The sequence below is a fragment of the Rhodopseudomonas sp. BR0G17 genome (genome assembly GCF_010907025.1).
In the GTDB taxonomy this organism is placed as follows: Bacteria; Pseudomonadota; Alphaproteobacteria; order Rhizobiales; family Xanthobacteraceae; genus Rhodopseudomonas; species Rhodopseudomonas palustris_H.
Genome location: NZ_QUML01000016.1, coordinates 63,410 through 83,564 on the forward strand (window position 1 = coordinate 63,410; position 20,155 = coordinate 83,564).

Consider the following 20,155-nt stretch of genomic DNA (forward strand, 5'->3'; position numbering starts at 1 on the left):
GCCCGGCATCTTCCCCGATTTTCAAGATCCCGCCCGTATTTTCGAACGGACCGTCCCATGAAACTCTCGGACATCAAACTGCTCTACAAGATCCTCGCCTGCTTCCTGCTGCTCGGTTTGGTGACGGCGTTCGGTTTGTGGCACTCGTCGTCGAAGACCACCGAGGCGGTCGGCATCTATTCGGAGATGATCGACAAGGACGTCGCCGGGATGAAGGCAAATCTTCGCGTCAACTCCCGCGTTTACAATTTCGGCCGGCTGATCTGGCGGCTCACCGCCGAGACCGACCCGGTGATGATGAATGAGGTCGTCCAGGAGGTCCGCGCCAACTACAAGGATTTCCAGGATCAGATTGCGATCGGCCGCAAAGCGCTGCCGCAATTCGCCGCCGATTTCGACAAGGCGGCGGCGATGTTCGACGAGATCATGACCAAGAGCTATCCGAAGCTCGAGAAGGAAGCGCTCGCCAACAACAACGAGGAAGCCTCGCGCCTCAACCGCGCGATGATCCCGCAGACCGACGCGCTGCGCGACCACGTCCGCACCATCACCACACGCCTCGACGACTCGCTGGCAAAGCGCTCGCATGAAGCAGCAGCCGATGTGAAGAACGCCGTGACATCGACGGTGGTGATCGTCGGCGGCGCATTCCTGGCGGTGCTGGCGGCGGCGTTCGCGCTGGTGCAGTTCGGTGTCGCCCGCCCGATCGCACGGCTGGTCGGCGATCTGCAGGCGATGGCGCGCGGTCAGGATGTCGATGTCAGCGGCACCGAGCGCGGCGACGAGATCGGCCAGATCGCCAATGCCGTCAACGACATTCATCTGATGCTTGCCGAGAAGGCGCGGCGCGAGGCGGATGACAAGCTCGTCGCCGACCGCAAGACCGAAGCCGAGCGCAAGACGGTGATGATGAATCTGGCGAACTCGTTCGAAGCCGCGGTCGGCGAGATCGTCGAGACGGTGTCGTCGGCGTCGACCGAACTGGAAGCCTCGGCGCGCACGCTCGCGGGCACCTCCGAACGTTCGCAGGAACGCACCACCCGCGTTGCGGTGGCCTCCGAACAGGCATCCACCAATGTGCAGTCGGTGGCTTCGGCGACCGAGGAGATGAGCTCATCGATTTCCGAGATCAGCCGCCAGGTGCAGGACTCGGCCCGGATCGCCACCGAGGCGGTCGAGCAGGCCCGCACCACCAATTCCAGCGTCGGCGAATTGTCGGCGGCCGCGGCGCGGATCGGCGACGTCGTCGAACTGATCAACACCATCGCCGGCCAGACCAACCTGCTGGCGCTGAACGCCACGATCGAAGCGGCCCGCGCCGGCGAGGCCGGCCGCGGCTTCGCGGTCGTCGCGAGCGAAGTGAAGGCGCTGGCCGAGCAGACTGCCAAGGCGACCGGCGAAATCAGCGCCCAGATCGGCGGCATCCAGAGCGCGACCGATCAGTCGGTGCGGGCGATCCGAGAGATCGGCGAGACCATCGCCAAGATGTCGGAGATCTCCTCGACGATTGCGGCGGCAGTCGAACAGCAAGGCGCTGCTACGCAGGAAATCTCCCGCAACGTGCAGCAGGCTGCGCAAGGTACCCAGCAGGTGTCGTCGAACATCGTCGAGGTGCAGCACGGCGTCACCGAGACTGGCTCGGCGTCGAGCCAAGTGCTGTCGGCCGCCCAAGGGCTGTCGCGCGACAGCGAGCGGCTGCGCAGCGAGGTCGCGAAGTTTCTCAGCACGGTACGCGCCGCCTGACACGGCACGCATCGCCGCAGCTCGATCCAAGCCAGCCGATCACGCCCGGCGCCCGCGTGGCGCCGGTTCGGTTTCAGAGCCAGCCCAAGAGCGCGGGCTGGCGTTACTCAGGGATCAGTGCCGCGAGGCGAGTGCCGCGGCGATACGGCCCTGGATCACGACGCCGAGCCAGATCACCAAGGTCGACAGGCCGGCCGCAGCCACTACCAGTAGGTCGGTCTCGCTCATCGGATCAGTCCTCCGCAAGGACGGGGTAGTAGCCCAAAGGGCTGCTACGATCGGCGGCGTCGCATTCGCGGCGCCGCAACTCTTGCGCGATTATTGCTGCACGGCGCGGGCCGGCTTTGATGCCGGTCAACCGCGGCGGCGGCAGGCATTCCAGCGCTCACAGCCACCGCACCAGAACAGTGAGATTGACCGCGCAGGCCCCCAGCAACGCCAGGGTGAGGCCGAACGGAGCGCTATCGATGCGGGTTTTCAGGATCGTCGTCATGTTGGAACCCGATGTCATGACCGGACCATCGGGTGATTCTAGCCTTGGAGTCCCAAGCGATATTTTTCGCCGGATTTAACCCTCGTTAACCTTCGATTCCCGACTCCCGCCCCCCTTCCGGCTGACGCAAAAAGGCCGGCGCTGAGGCCGGCCTTGAAGCTGCGATTCGCGAGGCGGGATCGATACTTAGCGGATCGCCGATCAGTATTTGGCGACCGCCGGACCACCCCAGCCGAAGCGGTAATTGATACCGGCCTTGACGGTGTGCTCGTCGTTGCGGAACGAGGTGCCGACCACGTCCGCCGGGCCACCGGTGAAGGTGGTGTCGCCGAACTTGTAGTACTGGTACTCGACCTTGGCCGACCAGCTCGGCGCGAACATGTATTCCAGGCCGGCGCCGACCGTGTAGCCGTCGTTGCGGCTGCCGCTGGTGGTGTAGCCGGACGGCACGCCGCCGAGCGCGGCGACGCTGAGATCGCTGTCGCGCCAAGCGTAACCGCCCTTGGCATAAACCAGCGTCGGACCCCAGGCGTAACCCAGTCGGCCAGTGACCGAGCCGAGGCCGCGGGTGTCTTCGGTCGCGGTGCTGCCACCCGGGAAGATCACGCCGGTGTTGTTTGACGACATCCAGCTATACTGGGCTTCGATACCGATCACCCAGTTGGTGGCGAACTGATAGTCCGCGCCGCCCTGGACACCGCCGAAGAAGCGGCCGGAGTTGCCGGTGATGTTGTTATCGCCGGCCCAGGCGCCACCGACGTGGCCGCCGACATAGAAGCCGGTCCAGTTGTAAACCACCTCGGGCGCCGTATAGGCGGGCGCGGCCTTGGTGTAGGGCCGCGGCGGCAGGTCGGCGGCAAAGGCGGGAGCGGAGAGCGCGATCACCGCCGCTGCGCCGAGCAGAGTGTTCTTCATCGTCTTCATCGTCGTCCCTCTTTCGATGCGTTCCGATGTGCTCAAAACAGCATGGCAATCGTTTGGTTGCCCGGTGGCGACGGCGTAGCAATCATTCAGCAGGACTGTGACGACGCCGCAACACTCGGGAACCCGTCCCTGCCAGGCCGGCGTCAGATTAGTCGCGGCAGATTGCGATCCGGTCGGGATCAGCGCGACAATTTTTCCAGTTCGGGAAATGGCGCATAAACGACGCCGGTGCACAGCTCGCCGGCGTGCGGCGCGACGCGGTCGAGCCGGCCGTCGACATGCACGATCGCCATATCCTGCAGCGTGCCGCCGCGCGGGGTGAAGCGCAGGCACGACACCCAGCGCACCCGGCCGTCGACCGGCCGCTGCACCGGCTCGGCCATCGCGGCATCGCGCAGGCCCGAGGGGTTGTTGAGATAGGTCCGCAGGAAGGCCGGGATCTCGCTGCGATAGTTCACCGGAAACGGCTGCGGCGGATCGGTATCGAACGACATCGAGCCGCCGATCGCGCAAGCACCGAGCAGCGCCGCGAGCGGCAGCGCCAAAGCAGCGCGCAGCGGGCGCAGGAAGGTCGGCAATGGGATCGCGGGACGGCGCATGCCTCATGCAATAGCGCGCCGGGCGGCGAAATCAATCGCCCGCCGTGCCGCGAGGGGAAGCGCGGCACGGCGGGCGTTGGGGCGGCTGAAGATCAGCCGCGCTTCGGCGCGATGTGGCGGATCGACGCCTTGGACAGATGCTGCTTGGCGACCGGCTGCTTCATCGCCTGGTGCTTGGCGTGATGCTTGGAGGCGTGGTGCTTGCCGACGTGGCGCTGAGCGTGATGCTTGCCGGCCTGCTTCTGCACTGGAGCGGCCTGCGCGGTCTTGCCGGCCGGCGCGGTCTGGGTGGTAGCCGGCGCGGCCGGGGTCTTGTCGGCGGAGGCGGCGAGCGCCGGGGCGGCCAGCATCGAAACGGCAACGAGCGCGGCGGACAGGGTCTTGATCATGGTGGGTCTCCTTCAAGAGGCGGTTCGAAATTCGCTTGATCCGAACGCGGGGCCGGAGCGGCCGGGTGCTCGATCACGGTGCCGACCCTAGAGCCGCGGCACTGAACCGCACCTGACGGCCGCCGATGGCTTCCGTTCATCAGCATGAATTGTTGGTCATGCACGGATTGCCGTGCCCTCGCCTCCCGGCCCGCTCGCCTCGACACCCCCGGGCAGGTCGTATAGACCGGCGACGGTGAGAGGCGGCCGGCACCACGATGGCCTGGCAGCCGTCCGCCGCCGTCAGAGGCCGCCTTCGATGAGCACGTCCGCGCGGCAAGACCGCACCGCTTCTTCCCGTCCCGTTTCGCCGCGCATCGCGACCGACCGCATCGCCTTCGTCGCCTCGACCAGCGCCGAGGCGCAGGCCGCGCTGGCGCAGTTGGTGCAGCTCTATGGCAACGCCGAGCCCCACGAGGCCGACGTCGTGGTCGCGCTCGGCGGCGACGGCTTGATGCTGCAGACGCTGCATCAGCAGATGCGCAGCGGCAAACCGATCTACGGCATGCATCGCGGCACCGTCGGCTTCCTGATGAACGAGTATTCGACGGTGGATCTGCGCGCCCGCCTCGCCGCCGCGCGCGAGACCGTGATCCATCCGCTCTTGATGCGCGCCACCGACATTTACGGCGAGGTGCACATCCATCACGCCATCAACGAGGTCTCGCTGTTTCGCCAGAGCCACCAGGCGGCGCGGCTGCGCATCAGCATCGACGAGCGCGAGCGGATGAGTGAGCTGGTCGCCGACGGCATCATGGTCGCAACCCCGGCGGGCTCCACCGCCTACAATCTGTCGGCGCAGGGCCCGATCCTGCCGATGAACGCCCAGCTCTTGGCGCTGACCCCGATCTCGCCATTCCGCCCGCGCCGCTGGCGCGGCGCGCTCTTGCCCGACACCGCCTACGTGGTGATCGACGTGCTCGAAGTCGACAAGCGCCCGGTCGCCGCCGTCGCCGACCACGACGAAGCCCGCGACGTCCGCCGCGTCGAAGTGATCTCCGACAAGACCATCGCGATGCGGATGCTGTTCGATCCGGGGCACAGCCTGGAAGAGCGGATCTTGAGCGAGCAGTTTGGGTATTGAGGGATTTTGTGGAGAGCGACCGTCACTCCTCTCTTCGCGCCTCGCGATCGACCTGCGATTTGAACGTGGGACTAACCGCCTCAACATTCACCCCGTCATGCCCGCGCTTGTCGCGGGCATCCACGTCTTGACCACCATGCAAGACCAAAGACGTGGATGGTCATCCCGCAGGCACGACATATCAGCTTGTCGTCCCCGCGCAGGCGGGGACGACTCGGGGCGGAGGCGCCGGCTGAACAATGGAACGATTTGTGATGGCCCCGCCTAGCGTGGAGCTACGCCAGCTATCTCTCTTCCTGTCGCATCGCTTCCACAATCTTCATCGTCTCGACGCTGACCCGCGTGACCTTCGTCAGCAGGTCGATCACCTTCTCCTTGTGATGGGCAAAGCGATAGGTATTGAACTTCTCGCGGATGGTCGGGTCCTTCGGCGTCTTCTCTTTGTACTGATCCAGAATCCATTCCAGCGCCGACCGATTGCCGAGCCGATAGGTCCAGGCTTGCGGCGGGACTCCGCTGAGCTCGGTTTCGGAATCCAGAATGATGATGCCGTTGTCCTTGTCGGCCTTCAGCAGTGGCTTCGGCGAAAGCCCGGCACTACGAGACTTCGCGTCGGGCACGTCGATCCGCTGCAGCTCCCACGGACTCGCCATCTCGTAGCCGATGTGCAGACCGAGCAGCGCCTCGCCCCAGTTCGCCCACTTGGTGAAGTTGTCGTGGAACGGAATCCGTGGAAATTCGCGCTTCAGATTCTGGGCGTATTTCTCGCGATAGATCGGATCGTGAAGGACGGCATAGACATATTGAAAGATGTCGTCCTTTGTAATCGGACGCCTCGGGTTTTTGCCGGACGCATAATGCGAGCGGAACTGCTTCAAAGACCAGTCCGTTATGTTGTCAAACGGTTCTCCGTCGATGAAACGGAAGCGCGACACCTGTTGATAGGCATCAACGGCAGCGCCAAAGTGCAAATCAGCCAAGCCATCTACAGCTAGAACACAGTAGTTCGTTCTCGAACCGATATCGCTGAAGCAAATCGCTAGATTTTCCGAACCGAGCGGAAACAGATCTGCGGCAAGCCCCGGTCGATCGATAAAAAGGAGCGATTGATACAAAGCTACATTATAGAACGGACGATACGCCGCGCTACGGATTCTACTCTGATCAAAAGCTTCGCTTTGATCCGCACGCTTTCGGCGCTTCAAAGTCTCTGACCATTTTATTGTCTCAGTAAACTCGCTCGAAGTCGGCTTCGTGCGATCGTACTGCTCGACCAAGTACTCAACTTTCTTGACGAGGCTCGTCTGCTCGACATCGTACAACCATTCGTCTCTGTTTGTGGAAATTCCTAGCGAATAGAGTTTGAAGATCGATCTTTCATGGCTCTTGTTCAGCGCCATCTTTGATTTCTTGTCGGCAATCGGAATGAACGTCTCGAAATCATTGTCGGTCTGATTGATCCAGTTCGCCTTCGCATCTGGATGCAGCGTCTCGAGCGGCAGGCCGGACAACCGCGCGTGCGCCAGCCAAGAGAGTTTGTCGTCTGCTGTCTCCATCTCCGGCCGCCGCACATAGTGAACCGCGCAGAGATGCTTCTCGCCTTTCTTCAATCGGCGCTTGACCAGAAACGAGATGGCGATGCCGGTCTGGATGCCAAACACATTATTGCGCGTGCCGGACAGTTTCGGATTGGCGCGAACGTCGCCTCCGAGATCGACCACGTAGATGTCTGAATATTCCGCCGCGACCGCCCTGCGGAAGCCGTCCATGGTGCGGCTGTCGACGAAATTTCGGTTGGTGATGAATGCCAGGATACCGTCGTCGTGCAGCCGATCCGAGGCCCAGCGGAAGAACCGCGTGTACATGTCGTAGGCCTTGGTCTTCTGCGCCGTGCTGAGCTTGATGTAGGTGTCCTTGATCCGTGCGTCGATCCGCGGATAGGTGCGGTTCTTGTTGTTGTCGTTCTCGTTCTGCTGGTTGGCGTTGTAAGGCGGATTGCCGATCACAACGGAAATCTTGCGTGAATTCTGCCGCTTGATGCGGGCGACATTCTCCTCCGACATCGCGCCGAACAGATCGTGCTGATGGCCCGCCTTGATGCCGAGACCGCCGACATTGTCGAGCGTGTCGACGAAGCACAGATTGGGAAACTCGGCATATTGCCCGGTGATCGCCGCATAGGTCGCCTCGATGTTCAGGTTGGCGACGTAGTAAGGCAGGATCGCAACCTCGTTGGCGTGCAGCTCTTCCTTGTATTTGTAGGCGAGCTTGTCCTTCTGGCCGCGGAAATGCTCAAGCAGTTCGCAGATGAAAGTGCCGGTGCCGGTCGCCGGATCGAGAATCTGGACATCGCGATCGATCAGCGATTTCGAGAAATGCTTCTGGCACAGCCAGTCCGCGCTCTCGACCATGAAACGCACGATCTCGTTCGGGGTGTAGACCACACCGAGCCGGTCGGCGGCCTTCTTGTTGTAGACCTTATAGAAGCCTTCGTAGATTACCTTGAGAAACCTCTGTTTCTCAGTGTGATTTGGAACTTCATGCGCATTTCTACGAATTGCATTATAGTAAGAGTCTAGCGCCCTCATGGTGTTCTTCTTCACTGCGCCGGTGAAAAAAAGCCCCTCTAACGCATATAGTTCCTTCGCAACGTTGTTCAGTCGGTGGAAATCATCTTCATCAAATACCTTGGAGAAGATCTCCTCAGTCAGGATGTGCTGGATCAGCATTTCGCGGACATCGTCCGCCGTCACCATCGGATTGATAGTCTCTTGCGCATGCTTAAGGAACTTCGTCGCGGCCTTTCGGAACGGCGCGTTGTCCTTTTGCGCAGTGTCGATCATATCGCGCAGCGCCGCGAGCACAGCCGGCAGGTCTTCCTGAAACTGAGAGACCGCTTTGCGGAAGTCTGCAACTTCCGGGCGCTCGTAATCGAAGAATAGTTCGAGCAGGCGCAGCAGTTTCTCGGTGTCGTCCACCGCGCAACGCATGATTTCGTTGCCACGCTGAATCAGGACGGCAGTGCGGGAATCCTCAAAGATGATGTTGTCCCGCGGATAGCCGCGGCGGAATTTCTTCTCGATCTCCTGGTCGAGGTCGTCTTCCTCGTCCTTGGCCTCCCAATAGCCGAACGGCACCCGAAGATTGTAGACGAGCGCTCCGTCGACGATACGCCGAGCTCCTTCCTGTCTCGGGAGCTCGTATTGCGGCAGGAAGATCAGATCGTGCGACTTGGCATAGCCCTTCAGCAAGTCCTTGAAGGCTTCGCTGACGACACTTTCCCGATTGGAGCCGGAGACCCTGCGAAGGTCGGAAAGTTCGTTGAGGTAGTTCTGAATCAAGATTTGGTTCATTCGCGGGTAGGCCTCCCCAAGCCGCTGCCAGCCTTACGCGAATCGCTTTTCGCGCACAATCAAGCCATCCGACGAGATGCCTCCCGTCGCTGCGAAATTCCGGGTTCGCGAGCCTTGCTCGCGCCCCGGAATGACGTGGGGCGAGGCCGCGAGGTGTGGCTTGTGTTGTCGCCCTTGAATGGCCTGCGGTCCGCAGGTGGCTCGCCGTCACACCGCCCGCGTCAGGCCCCCATCCACCCGGATGTTCTGCCCCGTGATGTAAGCGGCGCCGTCGGAAGCCAAGAAAGCGATGGTGGCGGCGATTTCGGCGCTGGTGCCGTAGCGCTTCATCGGCACGGTGTCGCGGCGCTGTTCGGTGGCCGGCAGGCTGTCGATCCAGCCGGGCAGCACGTTGTTCATCCGGACATTGTCGGCGGCGTATTGGTCGGCGAAGATCTTGGTGTAGGCGGCGAGCCCGGCCCGCGCCACCGCCGAGGTCGGAAACATCGCGCTCGGCTCGAACGCCCAGGCGGTCGAGATGTTGATGATGGCGCCGGCCTTCTGCTGCTGCATGATCGGCGCCACCAGCCGCGTCGCGCGGACGACGTTGAGGAAATAGACGTCGAGGCCCTGATGCCATTGCTCGTCGGTGATCTCGAGGATCGGCGCGCGCGGGCCGTGGCCGGCGCTGTTGACCAGCACGTCGATGCGGCCCCACTGCGCCATCGCCTGATCGACCAGGCGCTTCAAATCGTCGTTCGACTGGTTCGATCCGGTGACGCCGAGGCCGCCGAGCTCGCGCGCCAGCGCTTCACCCTTTCCCGACGACGACAGCACTCCGACGCGGAAGCCGTCCGCGGCCAGCCGGCGCGCCGCCGCAGCTCCCATGCCGCTACCGCCCGCGGTGATCAGGGCTACTTTGTCGACTGCCATGCTTGCCTCCGTCTGCTGCTGCGGGCCGGCACCGGCCTGCCCCGCGCGTGATAGCAGCAACGGCGCGCCGAGCGAACGGCGGCGCGGCGGTGGCGCGATCACAAAGCAATCAGAGACGAAGGATGTAGGGCTTTACGATGCGACGGGACGCATGGCCATGCGGTACGCGACGTGAGATTCCGGGTTCGCGCGCTTTGCGCGCGCCCCGGAATGACTTGGGAAGAGGTTGTCCGCGCCGCGCGAAAAACGCCGGTCGGGCGCTCAGCCCTTCTTGCTGCGCACCGGCACAGGTTGCGGGACGAGCTCGGTCAGGGTGGTCAGGGCGGAGACGGTGCTACGCAGGCGGTTGATGCGGCGGGTGTAGTTGAACATCAGTCCGGCGAGGAACGCGCTGCAGATCAGCGTGAACACTGCGAACGCTACGACGTCGTCACCCATGGTCGTCCCTTTCCTTGATGAGCACGGCCGCTGGCGGGCGGGCCGCGTGGCGCGCAGGCCGGCTGGGACAGCCGGCTGCGTCGCTGCATGAACGATACATGATGCTAGGCGCCGGAGTCATAATCATGAATGACCGGGAACAACCGATCGCCGCTCCGATGCGTCTGTCGTGTGCAATGGATAATCGCTGATTAAGCGATCTGTTGTGCAGTGCAGCGCAACGAGGGCGCACACGGCAAGCGTGACGCACTGCTAAGCGGCGCGAGCGACGTGCGCCGCGGCGACCTCTATCAGCAAGCGGGATGTCGGGGAGCGATCGTGCCGCGGACGGTCCGGCCGGTGCGGGGCGTGATCGCATCGAAGCTACTCGTGATAGAATGGCCCGTGCGGCTCGGTCAGCGAATGGTCCCACGGCATCGCGCGGTGGGTCACCGTCTCGCAGGTCGAGCATTTGTATTCGCGCACCTGATAGCCCTGCACCAGCGGCCGATTGCCGATCAGCTCCAGCGGAAGGTTGCAGGTCGGGCAATGCGGGGTGGTCGTGGTCATGCGCGCCATCCGAATCAGTACACTCCCTAGTCGGCACGATTTCGGGTTCCACCGCCACTGCGATCTCGCGCCGCCGGATTCGCCAAAGGTGCGATATCCGGTCGCAGCCGAAAGTCGCCCCTCGCCGCCTGCCTGCCGGCCACCGGAGCCCTCAACCCTTCCTTAACGACGCGCCGCTATCGTTAACGCAACGTTTATCGGCGCACAGCGCTCCCGGGCCGGGCCATGTATCGGATCGACTTCAACAAGCTGCGCTTCCTGATTTGCGACGACAATCCGCATATGCGGCGCATCCTGCGCACGCTGCTGCACTCGTTCGGCACCCGCGAGGTCTATGAGGCCGAAGACGGCGCCACCGCGCTGGAAATGTACAGCCACTATTCGCCCGACATCCTGATCACCGATTGGGAAATGCCAATCTTCGACGGGCTGGAGCTGGCGCAGATGATCCGGCAGCCGGAAGCCAAGGGCAATCCGTATGCGCCGATCATCATGCTGACCGCGCATTCGGAAAAGCGCCGCGTGACGCTGGCGCGCGATGCCGGCGTCACCGAATTCCTCGCCAAGCCGATCTCGTCGAAGGGCCTGTATCAGCGCATCCTCAACGTGGTGGCGAGCCCGCGCCCGTTCATCCGCACCCGCAATTACTTCGGCCCCGACCGCCGCCGCAACACCACCGCCGGCTATATCGGCCCGGAGCGGCGCCACGGCGGCGAAGCGGACATCATCCAGCAGCCCTCGCTGCTCGATAAGGCCCGGGTCAACACCTAGCAGGCGTTTCGAGAGCCATGAGCAAGCCACGCCCCGGCGACATTCAGGTCGCGACCTTCCCGACCCATCAGGTGATCACCCAGGCCAACCCGCTGCGCCGCGCGATGCGGCGGCTGGCCGAGGACGCCCCGGTTGAGACCGCCGACGATCCGGTGGCGCGCGCCGAAGCCGCGCTGGCCTCGCTGTCCGGCGAGTTCGGCGACTGGATGGCCGAGGAATGCCAGCGGCTCGCCGCCGCTCATGCCGATCTGGTGCGCGATGGCGTCACCAAGGACAGCCGCGCCGCGCTGTTTCGCGCCGCCCACGACATCAAGGGCGACGCCGCCACCTTCGGCTTTCCGGCCGCGGCCGCGACCGCCGCCAGCCTGTGCCGGATCATCGAGCACGCGCCCGATCTCGCCAAAGTCCCGGCCGAACTGATCGCCAACCATGTCGCCGCGATCCAGGCGATCGTCCGCGAAGGCGCCGGCGGCCAGAAGTCCGAGGTGCAGCGGGCGCTGAACCGCAAGCTGCGCGGCGTCGCCGACGACTACCTCGCCGCCGTCAACCGCGATCGCCCCGAACACCTCGAAGCCATCCTCGCCCCGAGCATCGCACCGGACGAGTAGGTCGCCGATGGCTCGTCATTCCGGGACGCCGCGTAGCGGCGAAACCGGAATCCAGAGGCTGTGACGACGCCGAGCTCTCAACAGCGCGAGATTCCGGGTTCGCTTGCTACGCAAGCGCCCCGGAATGACTCATCGTTGGCTTGCAGGGCTGTGCTACGCCGCGACCGGCGTATAGCGCCAGCTGGCTTCTTCGGCGATCACTTCGTCGCGCAGCGCGGCGGCTTCTTCGCGGGCGAATTCGGTGGCGAAGCGGCGCAGCAGGATCAACAGCGGGCCCGCGGCATCCGGATCGGTCTCGCACTGGGTCAGCACCCGCTCGACCATACGGCGGCGCAGCCGTGCGGCGCTGGATTCGTTGGCGACGAAGCCGATCTCGCGCTCGGCGGCAAGCGCGGCGCGGAACGCCGGGAAGACGGTTTCCGGCAGCCCGGCGCGGCCGAGCAGCGCGTTGAGCGACGCGCGGCCGCCGTCGGCGAGCAACGCCGCAACCCGCGCCGGCGCGGTGCCGGAGAGTTCGGCGAGCGCGTGTTCGACCAGCAGGAGATTGCCGGATAGCAGCGCGCGCAGGATCAGTCCCGCAGTCAGCGTGCGGGTCTCGCACAGGTGCCGCATCAACGCCGCCATGTCGGCGCCGCGGGCGCGCGACGCGATCGCGATGGTGGAGCGATCCATCGCCTCGCCGGTCGCGCGCGCGGCGCGGTCGGCGCTGAGCCAGCCGCGTGCCACCACGAATTGCTGCAAGGTGTCGGACAGCTTCGCCACAAGCGCGAGCCGCGTCGCCGCCGGCAGGTCGGGCAGCGCCAGCATCGACTCGCGGATCGCGGCGAGATGGCCGTGACGCTCGACGATGCGGTCCCAGGAGAACGGCGCCAGTTCGGCGTGCGGATTTTCGATCAGCTCCAGCGCCGCGGCGGGTGAGCCGACCTCGGCGATCGCCGCGCACACCGCGGCGGGCAGTTGGAAACGGCGCGCCACCGCGCATTGGACGGCGTTGTCGCCGGTGGCGACGATGTCGACCAGATCGGCGTCGAGCAAGAGCGGCGAGAACTCCAGCACCGGCAGCGCCACCGAGGCCTGATCGGAGGCGAGCGCGCGCACGATCGTCGGCGGGGCGTCGGGATGGGATGCGAACACTTCGGCGATCGCCTGCCGCACCTGGGCAGCGGGATCATCCAGCATCAGCAGCAGTGCGCCTTCGGCGGCGATGCGGTCGTCGATCGTGAGATCGGAAATCAACCAGGCGCGGGCGAGAGCGCGGGTGGCTTCGGCGCGTTCGCCGGCCGGTGCGTGACGGATCCAACTGATGAACTGCCGAACAATCATGACACTTCCGGCCGACGCAACTTCACCTCACGCCTGTTCGGCGCCTCTCATAAACGATCAATAAACCATGCCCCTTAACAAAGGGTTCACCATAACCGGCTGAGTTCGTTGACGTTTCGTTAAGGCTCCACCGTGGGGCGGAAACTTGCCCAACCACAGACGTCCGCGTGCCACCGCGAACTTGAAGCCGCTCCGCGAACGAATAGCTCCGCACGCGATGTCTCGTCGTCTCCGAGCTCGGCAACCAGCAGCTTGCGAAGCCGCGGAAGGCGCCAGACTGCCCACAATCTCGACAGTGTATGATTACAGATTGATCGCTCATCCTGCCGATTTGAATATGCAGTTTTGCACATTGCGTTGCACAATTCGTCATTTTCATCGCGCCGCCGTCAGCGATGATGAGCGAACTAACTAACGACTTCGACCTGATCAGCAGGAGAGCGCCGTGCAAACAGCCATCTCGAAAGCCACCACAGCAAGGTTGCGACGCGCGACCGAACTCGCTGTCGGTCCGCTGCTGCTGTTCGGCGTCTGGTGGCTCGCCGCGCGTGGCGGCTGGGTCAACAAGGATCTGCTGCCCTCCCCGGTCGACACCCTTCGCGACACCGCTGCTGCGATCTGGTCCGGCAGCATGACCAAGGATTTCTGGCACACCATGGTCCGCGTCGCTTACTCGATCGCGATTGCGATCGTCGCGGGCGTACCGGTCGGCATCGTGCTCGGTGCCAAGGCAGCGGTGTATCGCTCGGTCGAATTCATCGTCGACTTCTTCCGCTCGACGCCGGCGACCGCGATGTTTCCACTGTTCCTGCTGCTGTTCGGGCTCGGCGATCTCGCCAAGATCGCTGTGGCGGCATTCGCAGCGTGGCTGGTGATCGTGTTCAATGTCGCCTACGGCGTGATGAATGCGCGGCAGACCCGCATCCTCGCCGCGCGCTCGATGGGCGCGTCCTCGCTGCGCATCTTCCGCGACGTCATCTTCTTCGAGACCTTGCCGCAGACCTTCATCGGGCTCCGCACGGCGGTGTCGCTAGCGCTGGTGGTGATCATCGTCGCCGAGATGTTCATCGGCGCCACCGACGGCATGGGCCACCGCATCATCGATGCGCAGATCTCCTACTCGCTCACCGACATGTACGGCTCGATCCTGATCGCCGGCGCGATGGGCTACGGCCTCAATCTGATCCTGCTGTTTATCGAGCGCTCGATCATCCACTGGTCGGGCAAATGATCCGCACCGCTGCCCTCGTTCACAAGGAGACGACGATGTCCAAATCATTCCTGCTGGCCGCCACGCTCACGGCTGCGCTCTCGACCGTCGGCGGCGCGCACGCGGCCTGCGACAAGATGGACAAGGTCACTGCGGCCTGGCTGCCGATCATGCAGACCACCGCGTACTACGTCGCGCTCGATCAGAAGCTGTTCGAGAAGGCCTGCATCGAGATCGACTCCGCCAAGATGGAATCGCCGAACCAGATCATCGACGCGCTGATCGCCGGCCGCGCCGATTTCGGTCCGCCCGGCGCTGCCGCCGGCATCGCGATGATCGCGGAGTCGAAATTTCCCGGCAAGCTGAAGGTCTTCGGACTGCAGGGCGGCGGCATCAAGGTCGACCGCATCAACGACGGGCTGATCGTCAAGCCGGACAGCACCATCAAGAGCTTCGCCGATCTCAAGGGCAAGACGCTCGGCCACGTGCCCGGCATCCAGTGGCGAACGATCTCCCGTCATATGGTGAAGGCGGCGGGCCTCGATCCGGATAAGGACGTCAAGCTGGTCGATCTCGCGGTCTCGATGCAGGTGCCGGCGGTCGTCGGCGGCACGGCCGACGCCACGCTGTCGCTGGAGCCGGTCGGCTCGATCGCGGTCGCGTCCGGCAAGGCCAAGCGCGCGATGACCAATCCGGTTGCCAGCGTGATCGCCGATCCGTTCTATTCCGGCGCCTCGGTGATGACGACCAAGTTCATGACAGAGCGCCCCGACGTCGCCCGCCGCGTCGTTGCGGTGATCGATCAGGCCACCGACCTCGTCAACGCCGACTTCAACAAATACAAAGCGGTGCTGCCGGCCTACACGCCGATCAAGGCCGATCAGCTCGATCTGGTGGCGCAGCCTTACTTGCGCGGCTTCAAGGATCTCAACGACACGGACGTCAAATCTTATCAGGCGCTGGTCGATGTGTTCATCGCCGAAGGCGTGGTGCCGGGGCCGATCAACGTTCGCGAGAAGCTGCTGACCAAGGCGGATCTCGGCGAATGAGGCCGAGCAGCGTCCTCCAATTGCGGCCGGAGCCGATGACCGAAACTGCACCGACGCCCCCCGCCGCGAAGCCCGGTCGGCAGGCGAAGATGACGATCCGCGGCCTGCGCAAGACGTTCAACGACGCCGTCATCTACGACGGCTTCGATCTGGACTTGCCGCTCGGCCAGTTCATCTCGGTGTTCGGTCCCAACGGCTGTGGCAAGAGCACGCTGATCAACATGATCTCGGGCTTGATGCCGATGGACGCTGGTGAGGTGCTGTACGACGGCCAGCGCATCAGCGAGACGCGGATCTCCTACGTATTCCAGAACTATCGCGAGGCGCTGTTTCCCTGGCTGAAGGCGATCGACAACATCCACTACCCGCTCAAGGTGATGGGCGTGCCGCGCGCCGAGCGCAAGCGGCGGATCGAGAAGCTGCTGGCCGAGTTCGAGATCCGCATCGATCTCAATGCCTATCCCTACACGCTGTCGGGCGGGCAGCAGCAGACGGTGTCGATCCTGCGCGCATTGGTGACCGAGCCGGAGGTGTTGTTTCTCGACGAGCCGTTCTCGGCGCTCGACTACGAGATGACGATGTCGATGCGCGAGCAGCTGCAGAAGATCTTCATGAAGACGAAGACCACGATGCTGCTGGTGTCGCACGACCTCGACGAGGCGATCGAGCAGGCCGACAAGCTGGTGCTGCTGACGCGGCGCCCCACCAAGGTCGCCGAAATCGTCGAGATCGGTCTGCCGTGGCCGCGCGACCGCGCCGTCACCACCGGCGATGCGTTCATGACGCTCAAGCGTCACTGCCTCGATCGCTTCTGGCAGGAAGTGAAGAAATGACGGGCGCCGGCTGAGCCGGGCCTGAAAGATCCGAACCACCCCTACAATCTGGAGACTGACATGACGAAGCGCCGGTTTCGCGCCGCTGCGGTGCAGACACTCGCCAAGTTGGGCGATTTCGATTTCAACATTGCGCTCGCGACGGCTTACGTCGAGGACGCGGTCCGGCAGGGTGCCGAGCTGATCGTGTTCCCGGAATGCATGGACACCGGCTATCTGTTCGACTCGCCGGAGCATTGCCGCGAACTGGCCGAGACGCTGACCGACGGTCCGTTTGTGAAAGCGCTGGCGGCGCTCAGCCGCAAGCACGGCGTCTATATCGCCAGCGGCATCACCGAATGGGATCCGGCCAAAGAGAAGATCTTCAACACCGGCATCATGTTCGATCGCAAGGGCGAGGTCGCCTGCCACTATCACAAGCAGTTCCTCGCCACCCACGACCAGAACTGGTTCGCGTTCGGTGAGCGCGGCTGCCCGGTGGTCGACACCGACCTCGGCAAGATCGGCCTCTTGATCTGCTTCGACGGCCGCATCCCCGAGATCTTCCGCGCCATGACGATGCAGGGCGCCGAGGTGATCGTCGACATGGCGAACTTCTTCGCGATGGACCAGGCCGACATGTGGGGCCCGGCGCGCTCTTACGAAAACGGCGTCTGGCTGGTGGCCGCCACCAAGGCCGGCTATGAGCGTTCGATCTACTATCCGGGCGGCAGCATGATCGTCGATCCGAACGGCCGCGTGCTCTCCAAGGTGCCGTACGACACCCACGGCCTATCGATCGCTACCATCGATCTCGACGCCGCTGCCGACAAGTCGATCTACACCGCCAACGACAAGATCGCCGATCGCCGCCCCGAGACCTACGGCATCATGGCGCTGCCCTATGAGAAGACCCCGGTCTATGGCGTCGCCGATCGTCCGCTGATCCCGTCGAAATCGGTGACCAAGGTGGCGGCGGTGCAGATGCACGTGACGCCCGAGTGCAGCGTCGCGGAGGTGCTCGACATGGTCGACCACACCGCCAAGCTCGGTGCCAAGGTGATCACCCTGCCCGAATACGCGTTCAGTGCGCAGTACATCCTGACGCCCGCGGAAGCGGCTGCGGCCGCCGATCAGGCCGCGGCCAACCTTGCCGCAGTGGCAAAGATCAGCGCGCGCTACGGCTGCCTGATCGCCGCGCCGATCGTCGAGCGTGCCGCTGCGGGGCTCTATGTCACCACCGTGCTGATCGGCCCGGACGGCAAGGAGATCGGCCGCTATCGCAAGACGCATCTCACCGCCGAGGAGCGCAAATGGGCCGTCGCCGGCTTCGACTATCCGGTGTTCGACACGCCGTTCGGCCGCATCGGCGTGATGTCGGGCTATGACGCGGTGTTTCCGGAAACCTCGCGCTGCCTCGCGATCGGCGCGGCCGACATCATCCTATGGCCGGCGGCGCTGCGTGAGCCGTTCGAACGCGAACTGCTCGCTGTACCGCGTGCCGAGGACAATCGGGTCGCGATCGTGCTCGCCAACCGGGTCGACAGCCCCTACCCCGGCGGCAGCGTGGTGATCCCGCCGACTGGCTTCCCGCAGTGGGACATCAACATCGCAGCGCCGCGCGTCATGAAGCTCGGCGCGGTGATGCCCAAGCACATCGATCTGGCGGTCTGCCGCCAGAAGATGATGATCCCGAAGGTCGACATGTTTGCAAACCGGCTGGTGGAGACGTACGCTCCCATCGTCGCGGCGTAGTCCCGTTCGGTGGCTGTCCGGACACAAACGGAAGGTCGGCGCATCGGCGCCGGCCGTGCCGGGGAGACCGCAGCGGGCGTGGCGAAGACTCAGCGCACCATCAGGTACGACTGGAACGACGTCGTCTATTTCCTCGAAGTGGCGCGGCAGCGCAGTCTGGTCCGCGCCGCCGCCAAGCTCAAGGTCGACCACACCACCGTCAGCCGCCGCGTCCGCGAGCTGGAGCGCAGCCTCAATTCGACACTGTTCAAGCGCAGCAAGTCGGGCTTCACGCTGACCGAGATCGGGATGCGGCTGCTGCAATATGCCGAGGGCATGGAAAGCCAGGCGAACTCGATCGTCGAGGCGATCGGGACCGATACCGCCGATGCCGGCGGTGCGGTGCGGATCGCCGCGATGGAGGGGATCGGCAGCTTTTATCTCACGCGCTGCATCGCCGACTTCAACCGGATCTACCCGTCGATCCAGATCGAGCTGATCACCGACACGCGGCTGCTCGACCTCAGCCGGCGCGAAGCGGATATCTTCGTCAGCTTCTTCCGGCCGCACGGAAAGCGACTGTCGATCAAGAAGGTCGGCGAATTCCGGATCTCGCTGTACGCGACGGATGCGTATTTCGGAGGCCGAAGCCCACCGACAACGGTGAAGGATCTGGAAACCCACGCCTTCATCGATTTCATCGAGGACTACATCTACAGCAAGGAAAACCGCTGGCTGTCCGACGTGCTACGGCCGCCGCACACGATCTTCCGCAGCACCAGCCTGGTGGCACAGTCGATCGCCGTGTCGGCCGGCCAAGGGATCGCAATGCTGCCATCCTACGTGGCGTCCGGCAATACCGAGCTAATTCCGGTGATGCCCGAACTGTTCACCACGCGCGACATCTGGCTGTCGGTCCACGAAGACCTGCTTCACGTCGCGCGGATCAAGGCGGTCACGACGTTTCTTGAAAAGCGGATCGAAGCCGACAAGGCGTTCCTGAACTCGGTGCAAAATCAGCGCAGTCGCCGCAAGCGGAATGGCTGAACTAAGCTCAGCTCGCGAACGTGCCGTTGCGATCGCTGAACAGATCGAGCGGAGTCGGCGTGCGGACTTCGGGAGTCCGCGGCAGATCCGGTAGCGCGGTCTGTGACGGAATCGTCGTCTGTGACGGCATGGCCGTCTGCGACGGAGAGGTCCACAGCGATTGCACCGCGGGCGATACAGGTTCGGCGCGGTCGCCGCCGAGGAACAGCGAACGGAACATCGGCTCGTTGCCGCGCTGTGATGTCGCGGTGCGCGTTGCGTCGCTGCCTTGCGCGGGCGTGACGTTGCGTACGTCCGGGAAGCTCGCCAGATACGCGGCGTTGTCGACCGGCACTTGCGGTGCGGCCGAAGCCAGCGTCACCGGCAGGCCGGCGACCGAGGCGATCGCGCTCTGCGTTGCGGGTGCATTGGCGGCCGCCTCGTAGCGCGTCGCGAGATTGGAATACACCTCGGAGACGCTGCGGGCGTTGCCGGAGCGGTCGTAGAAGATCGACTGGTTGGCCGCCGCCGCCGAGGGAAACAGTGCGGCACCGGCGACGTTGGGGGTGTCGCTCGCGGCGTTGATCAGCTTGGCGGCACCGGCCACGCCCATGAAGTGCGCCATGTAGAGTTCGGCATCCGACGGGCGGCGGCCAATCTCGCCGGTGAGCTTGAAGCTGTTCGACTGCGTCAGCACCCCGGCCATCGCCGAGGACACCACCGGATCGTTGCGCAGATTCATGATCGCGGCGCGCGCCGACGGGTCGCTGACCGAATAGCTGCCCGAAGCCGAGCGGGTGATGGAATCGGCATATTGGCCGTAGCCGAGCTGCGCGCCGGCTTCCTTCACGGTGCCGAGCCAGGTCTGCTCGATGAACTGGAACAAGCCCTGTGCCGATGAAGTGCTGGCCTGAGCGGTCGGGTTGAAGTCCGACTCCATCTTGGCGGTGGCGAGCAGATACTGGAAGCTGGTGCCGGTGGCGCCGGCAGCCTGCTTGATCGCGCCGGCGACCTTGGTCCGCGCCGGATCGACGATCATCACCGCCGGATTTGAAATCTCGACCGTCATAGCCCCTGCCCGCTCTCCGCTGCGAGCGCC

At 64.1% G+C, this 20,155-nt stretch carries 19 protein-coding genes; 9 read left to right on the top strand and 10 right to left on the bottom strand.

The genetic code is table 11. The features are described from left to right. Window positions 1-57: 57 nt before the first annotated feature. On the top strand, window positions 58-1,743 hold the full coding sequence (locus tag DY467_RS14235; protein WP_164636897.1) for a methyl-accepting chemotaxis protein: 1,686 nt from the start codon (window positions 58-60) through the stop codon (window positions 1,741-1,743). Window positions 1,744-1,857: 114 nt separating this feature from the next. Here the strand turns inward: DY467_RS14235 and DY467_RS14240 are convergent, their stop codons facing one another. The 4 genes from DY467_RS14240 to DY467_RS14255 all read right to left on the bottom strand — a co-directional run bounded on the left by DY467_RS14240 (window position 1,858) and on the right by DY467_RS14255 (window position 4,148). After that, window positions 1,858-1,971 (bottom strand): hypothetical protein, encoded by a 114-nt coding sequence (locus tag DY467_RS14240; RefSeq protein ID WP_012496801.1) that lies wholly within the window; start codon window positions 1,969-1,971, stop codon window positions 1,858-1,860. Window positions 1,972-2,437: 466 nt separating this feature from the next. Then, window positions 2,438-3,151, bottom strand: a complete 714-nt coding sequence (locus DY467_RS14245; protein WP_199851837.1) for an outer membrane protein — start codon at window positions 3,149-3,151, stop codon at window positions 2,438-2,440. Window positions 3,152-3,339: 188 nt separating this feature from the next. Beyond that, window positions 3,340-3,759 (bottom strand): hypothetical protein, encoded by a 420-nt coding sequence (locus DY467_RS14250; protein ID WP_107345172.1) that lies wholly within the window; start codon window positions 3,757-3,759, stop codon window positions 3,340-3,342. Between the two features lie 92 nt (window positions 3,760-3,851). Continuing rightward, window positions 3,852-4,148 (bottom strand): His-rich protein BRANT, encoded by a 297-nt coding sequence (locus DY467_RS14255; protein ID WP_107345173.1) that lies wholly within the window; start codon window positions 4,146-4,148, stop codon window positions 3,852-3,854. 298 nt (window positions 4,149-4,446) lie between these two features. Here DY467_RS14255 and DY467_RS14260 point away from each other — a divergent pair, with 298 nt between their 5' ends. Continuing rightward, the gene (locus DY467_RS14260; protein WP_205502361.1) at window positions 4,447-5,271 is read left to right on the top strand and encodes an NAD kinase; all 825 of its coding nucleotides are present in this window, start codon (window positions 4,447-4,449) and stop codon (window positions 5,269-5,271) included. Between the two features lie 284 nt (window positions 5,272-5,555). Here DY467_RS14260 and DY467_RS14265 read toward each other — a convergent pair whose 3' ends face one another. The 4 genes from DY467_RS14265 to DY467_RS14275 all read right to left on the bottom strand — a co-directional run bounded on the left by DY467_RS14265 (window position 5,556) and on the right by DY467_RS14275 (window position 10,523). Further along, window positions 5,556-8,624, bottom strand: a complete 3,069-nt coding sequence (locus DY467_RS14265) for a type ISP restriction/modification enzyme (RefSeq protein ID WP_164636899.1) — start codon at window positions 8,622-8,624, stop codon at window positions 5,556-5,558. 207 nt (window positions 8,625-8,831) lie between these two features. Further along, on the bottom strand, window positions 8,832-9,536 hold the full coding sequence (locus tag DY467_RS14270; RefSeq protein ID WP_164636900.1) for an SDR family oxidoreductase: 705 nt from the start codon (window positions 9,534-9,536) through the stop codon (window positions 8,832-8,834). Window positions 9,537-9,797: 261 nt separating this feature from the next. Next, window positions 9,798-9,974: a hypothetical protein gene (locus tag DY467_RS26220; protein WP_011158920.1), complete on the bottom strand. Its 177-nt coding sequence runs from the start codon at window positions 9,972-9,974 to the stop codon at window positions 9,798-9,800. A gap of 363 nt (window positions 9,975-10,337) precedes the next feature. Next, window positions 10,338-10,523 (bottom strand): hypothetical protein, encoded by a 186-nt coding sequence (locus DY467_RS14275; RefSeq protein ID WP_234822247.1) that lies wholly within the window; start codon window positions 10,521-10,523, stop codon window positions 10,338-10,340. 225 nt (window positions 10,524-10,748) lie between these two features. On the opposite strand from DY467_RS14275, the gene DY467_RS14280 reads away from it, so the two are divergent. Further along, window positions 10,749-11,294: a response regulator gene (locus DY467_RS14280; RefSeq protein ID WP_011158922.1), complete on the top strand. Its 546-nt coding sequence runs from the start codon at window positions 10,749-10,751 to the stop codon at window positions 11,292-11,294. 17 nt (window positions 11,295-11,311) lie between these two features. After that, on the top strand, window positions 11,312-11,902 hold the full coding sequence (locus tag DY467_RS14285; RefSeq protein WP_164636902.1) for an Hpt domain-containing protein: 591 nt from the start codon (window positions 11,312-11,314) through the stop codon (window positions 11,900-11,902). A 153-nt stretch (window positions 11,903-12,055) separates the two neighbouring features. Here the strand turns inward: DY467_RS14285 and DY467_RS14290 are convergent, their stop codons facing one another. Then, window positions 12,056-13,225 (bottom strand): DUF2336 domain-containing protein, encoded by a 1,170-nt coding sequence (locus DY467_RS14290; protein ID WP_164636904.1) that lies wholly within the window; start codon window positions 13,223-13,225, stop codon window positions 12,056-12,058. A 445-nt stretch (window positions 13,226-13,670) separates the two neighbouring features. On the opposite strand from DY467_RS14290, the gene DY467_RS14295 reads away from it, so the two are divergent. The 5 genes from DY467_RS14295 to DY467_RS14315 all read left to right on the top strand — a co-directional run bounded on the left by DY467_RS14295 (window position 13,671) and on the right by DY467_RS14315 (window position 19,077). Further along, window positions 13,671-14,456 carry an ABC transporter permease gene (locus DY467_RS14295; protein ID WP_119017966.1) on the top strand — a complete coding sequence of 262 codons (786 nt, stop codon included), beginning with the start codon at window positions 13,671-13,673 and terminating at the stop codon, window positions 14,454-14,456. Window positions 14,457-14,491: 35 nt separating this feature from the next. Beyond that, window positions 14,492-15,484, top strand: coding sequence for an ABC transporter substrate-binding protein (locus DY467_RS14300; protein WP_164636906.1), 993 nt, complete (start codon window positions 14,492-14,494; stop codon window positions 15,482-15,484). Window positions 15,485-15,519: 35 nt separating this feature from the next. Further along, entirely contained in the window at window positions 15,520-16,317 is a 798-nt protein-coding gene (locus DY467_RS14305; protein ID WP_234832200.1) for an ABC transporter ATP-binding protein, read from the top strand. Window positions 16,318-16,377: 60 nt separating this feature from the next. Next, window positions 16,378-18,051, top strand: coding sequence for a carbon-nitrogen hydrolase family protein (locus DY467_RS14310; protein WP_164636911.1), 1,674 nt, complete (start codon window positions 16,378-16,380; stop codon window positions 18,049-18,051). A 78-nt stretch (window positions 18,052-18,129) separates the two neighbouring features. Next, entirely contained in the window at window positions 18,130-19,077 is a 948-nt protein-coding gene (locus DY467_RS14315; protein ID WP_164636913.1) for a LysR family transcriptional regulator, read from the top strand. 7 nt (window positions 19,078-19,084) lie between these two features. On the opposite strand, the gene DY467_RS14320 is transcribed toward DY467_RS14315, so the two are convergent. Then, on the bottom strand, window positions 19,085-20,125 hold the full coding sequence (locus tag DY467_RS14320) for a transglycosylase SLT domain-containing protein (RefSeq protein WP_164636916.1): 1,041 nt from the start codon (window positions 20,123-20,125) through the stop codon (window positions 19,085-19,087). Window positions 20,126-20,155: the final 30 nt, after the last annotated feature.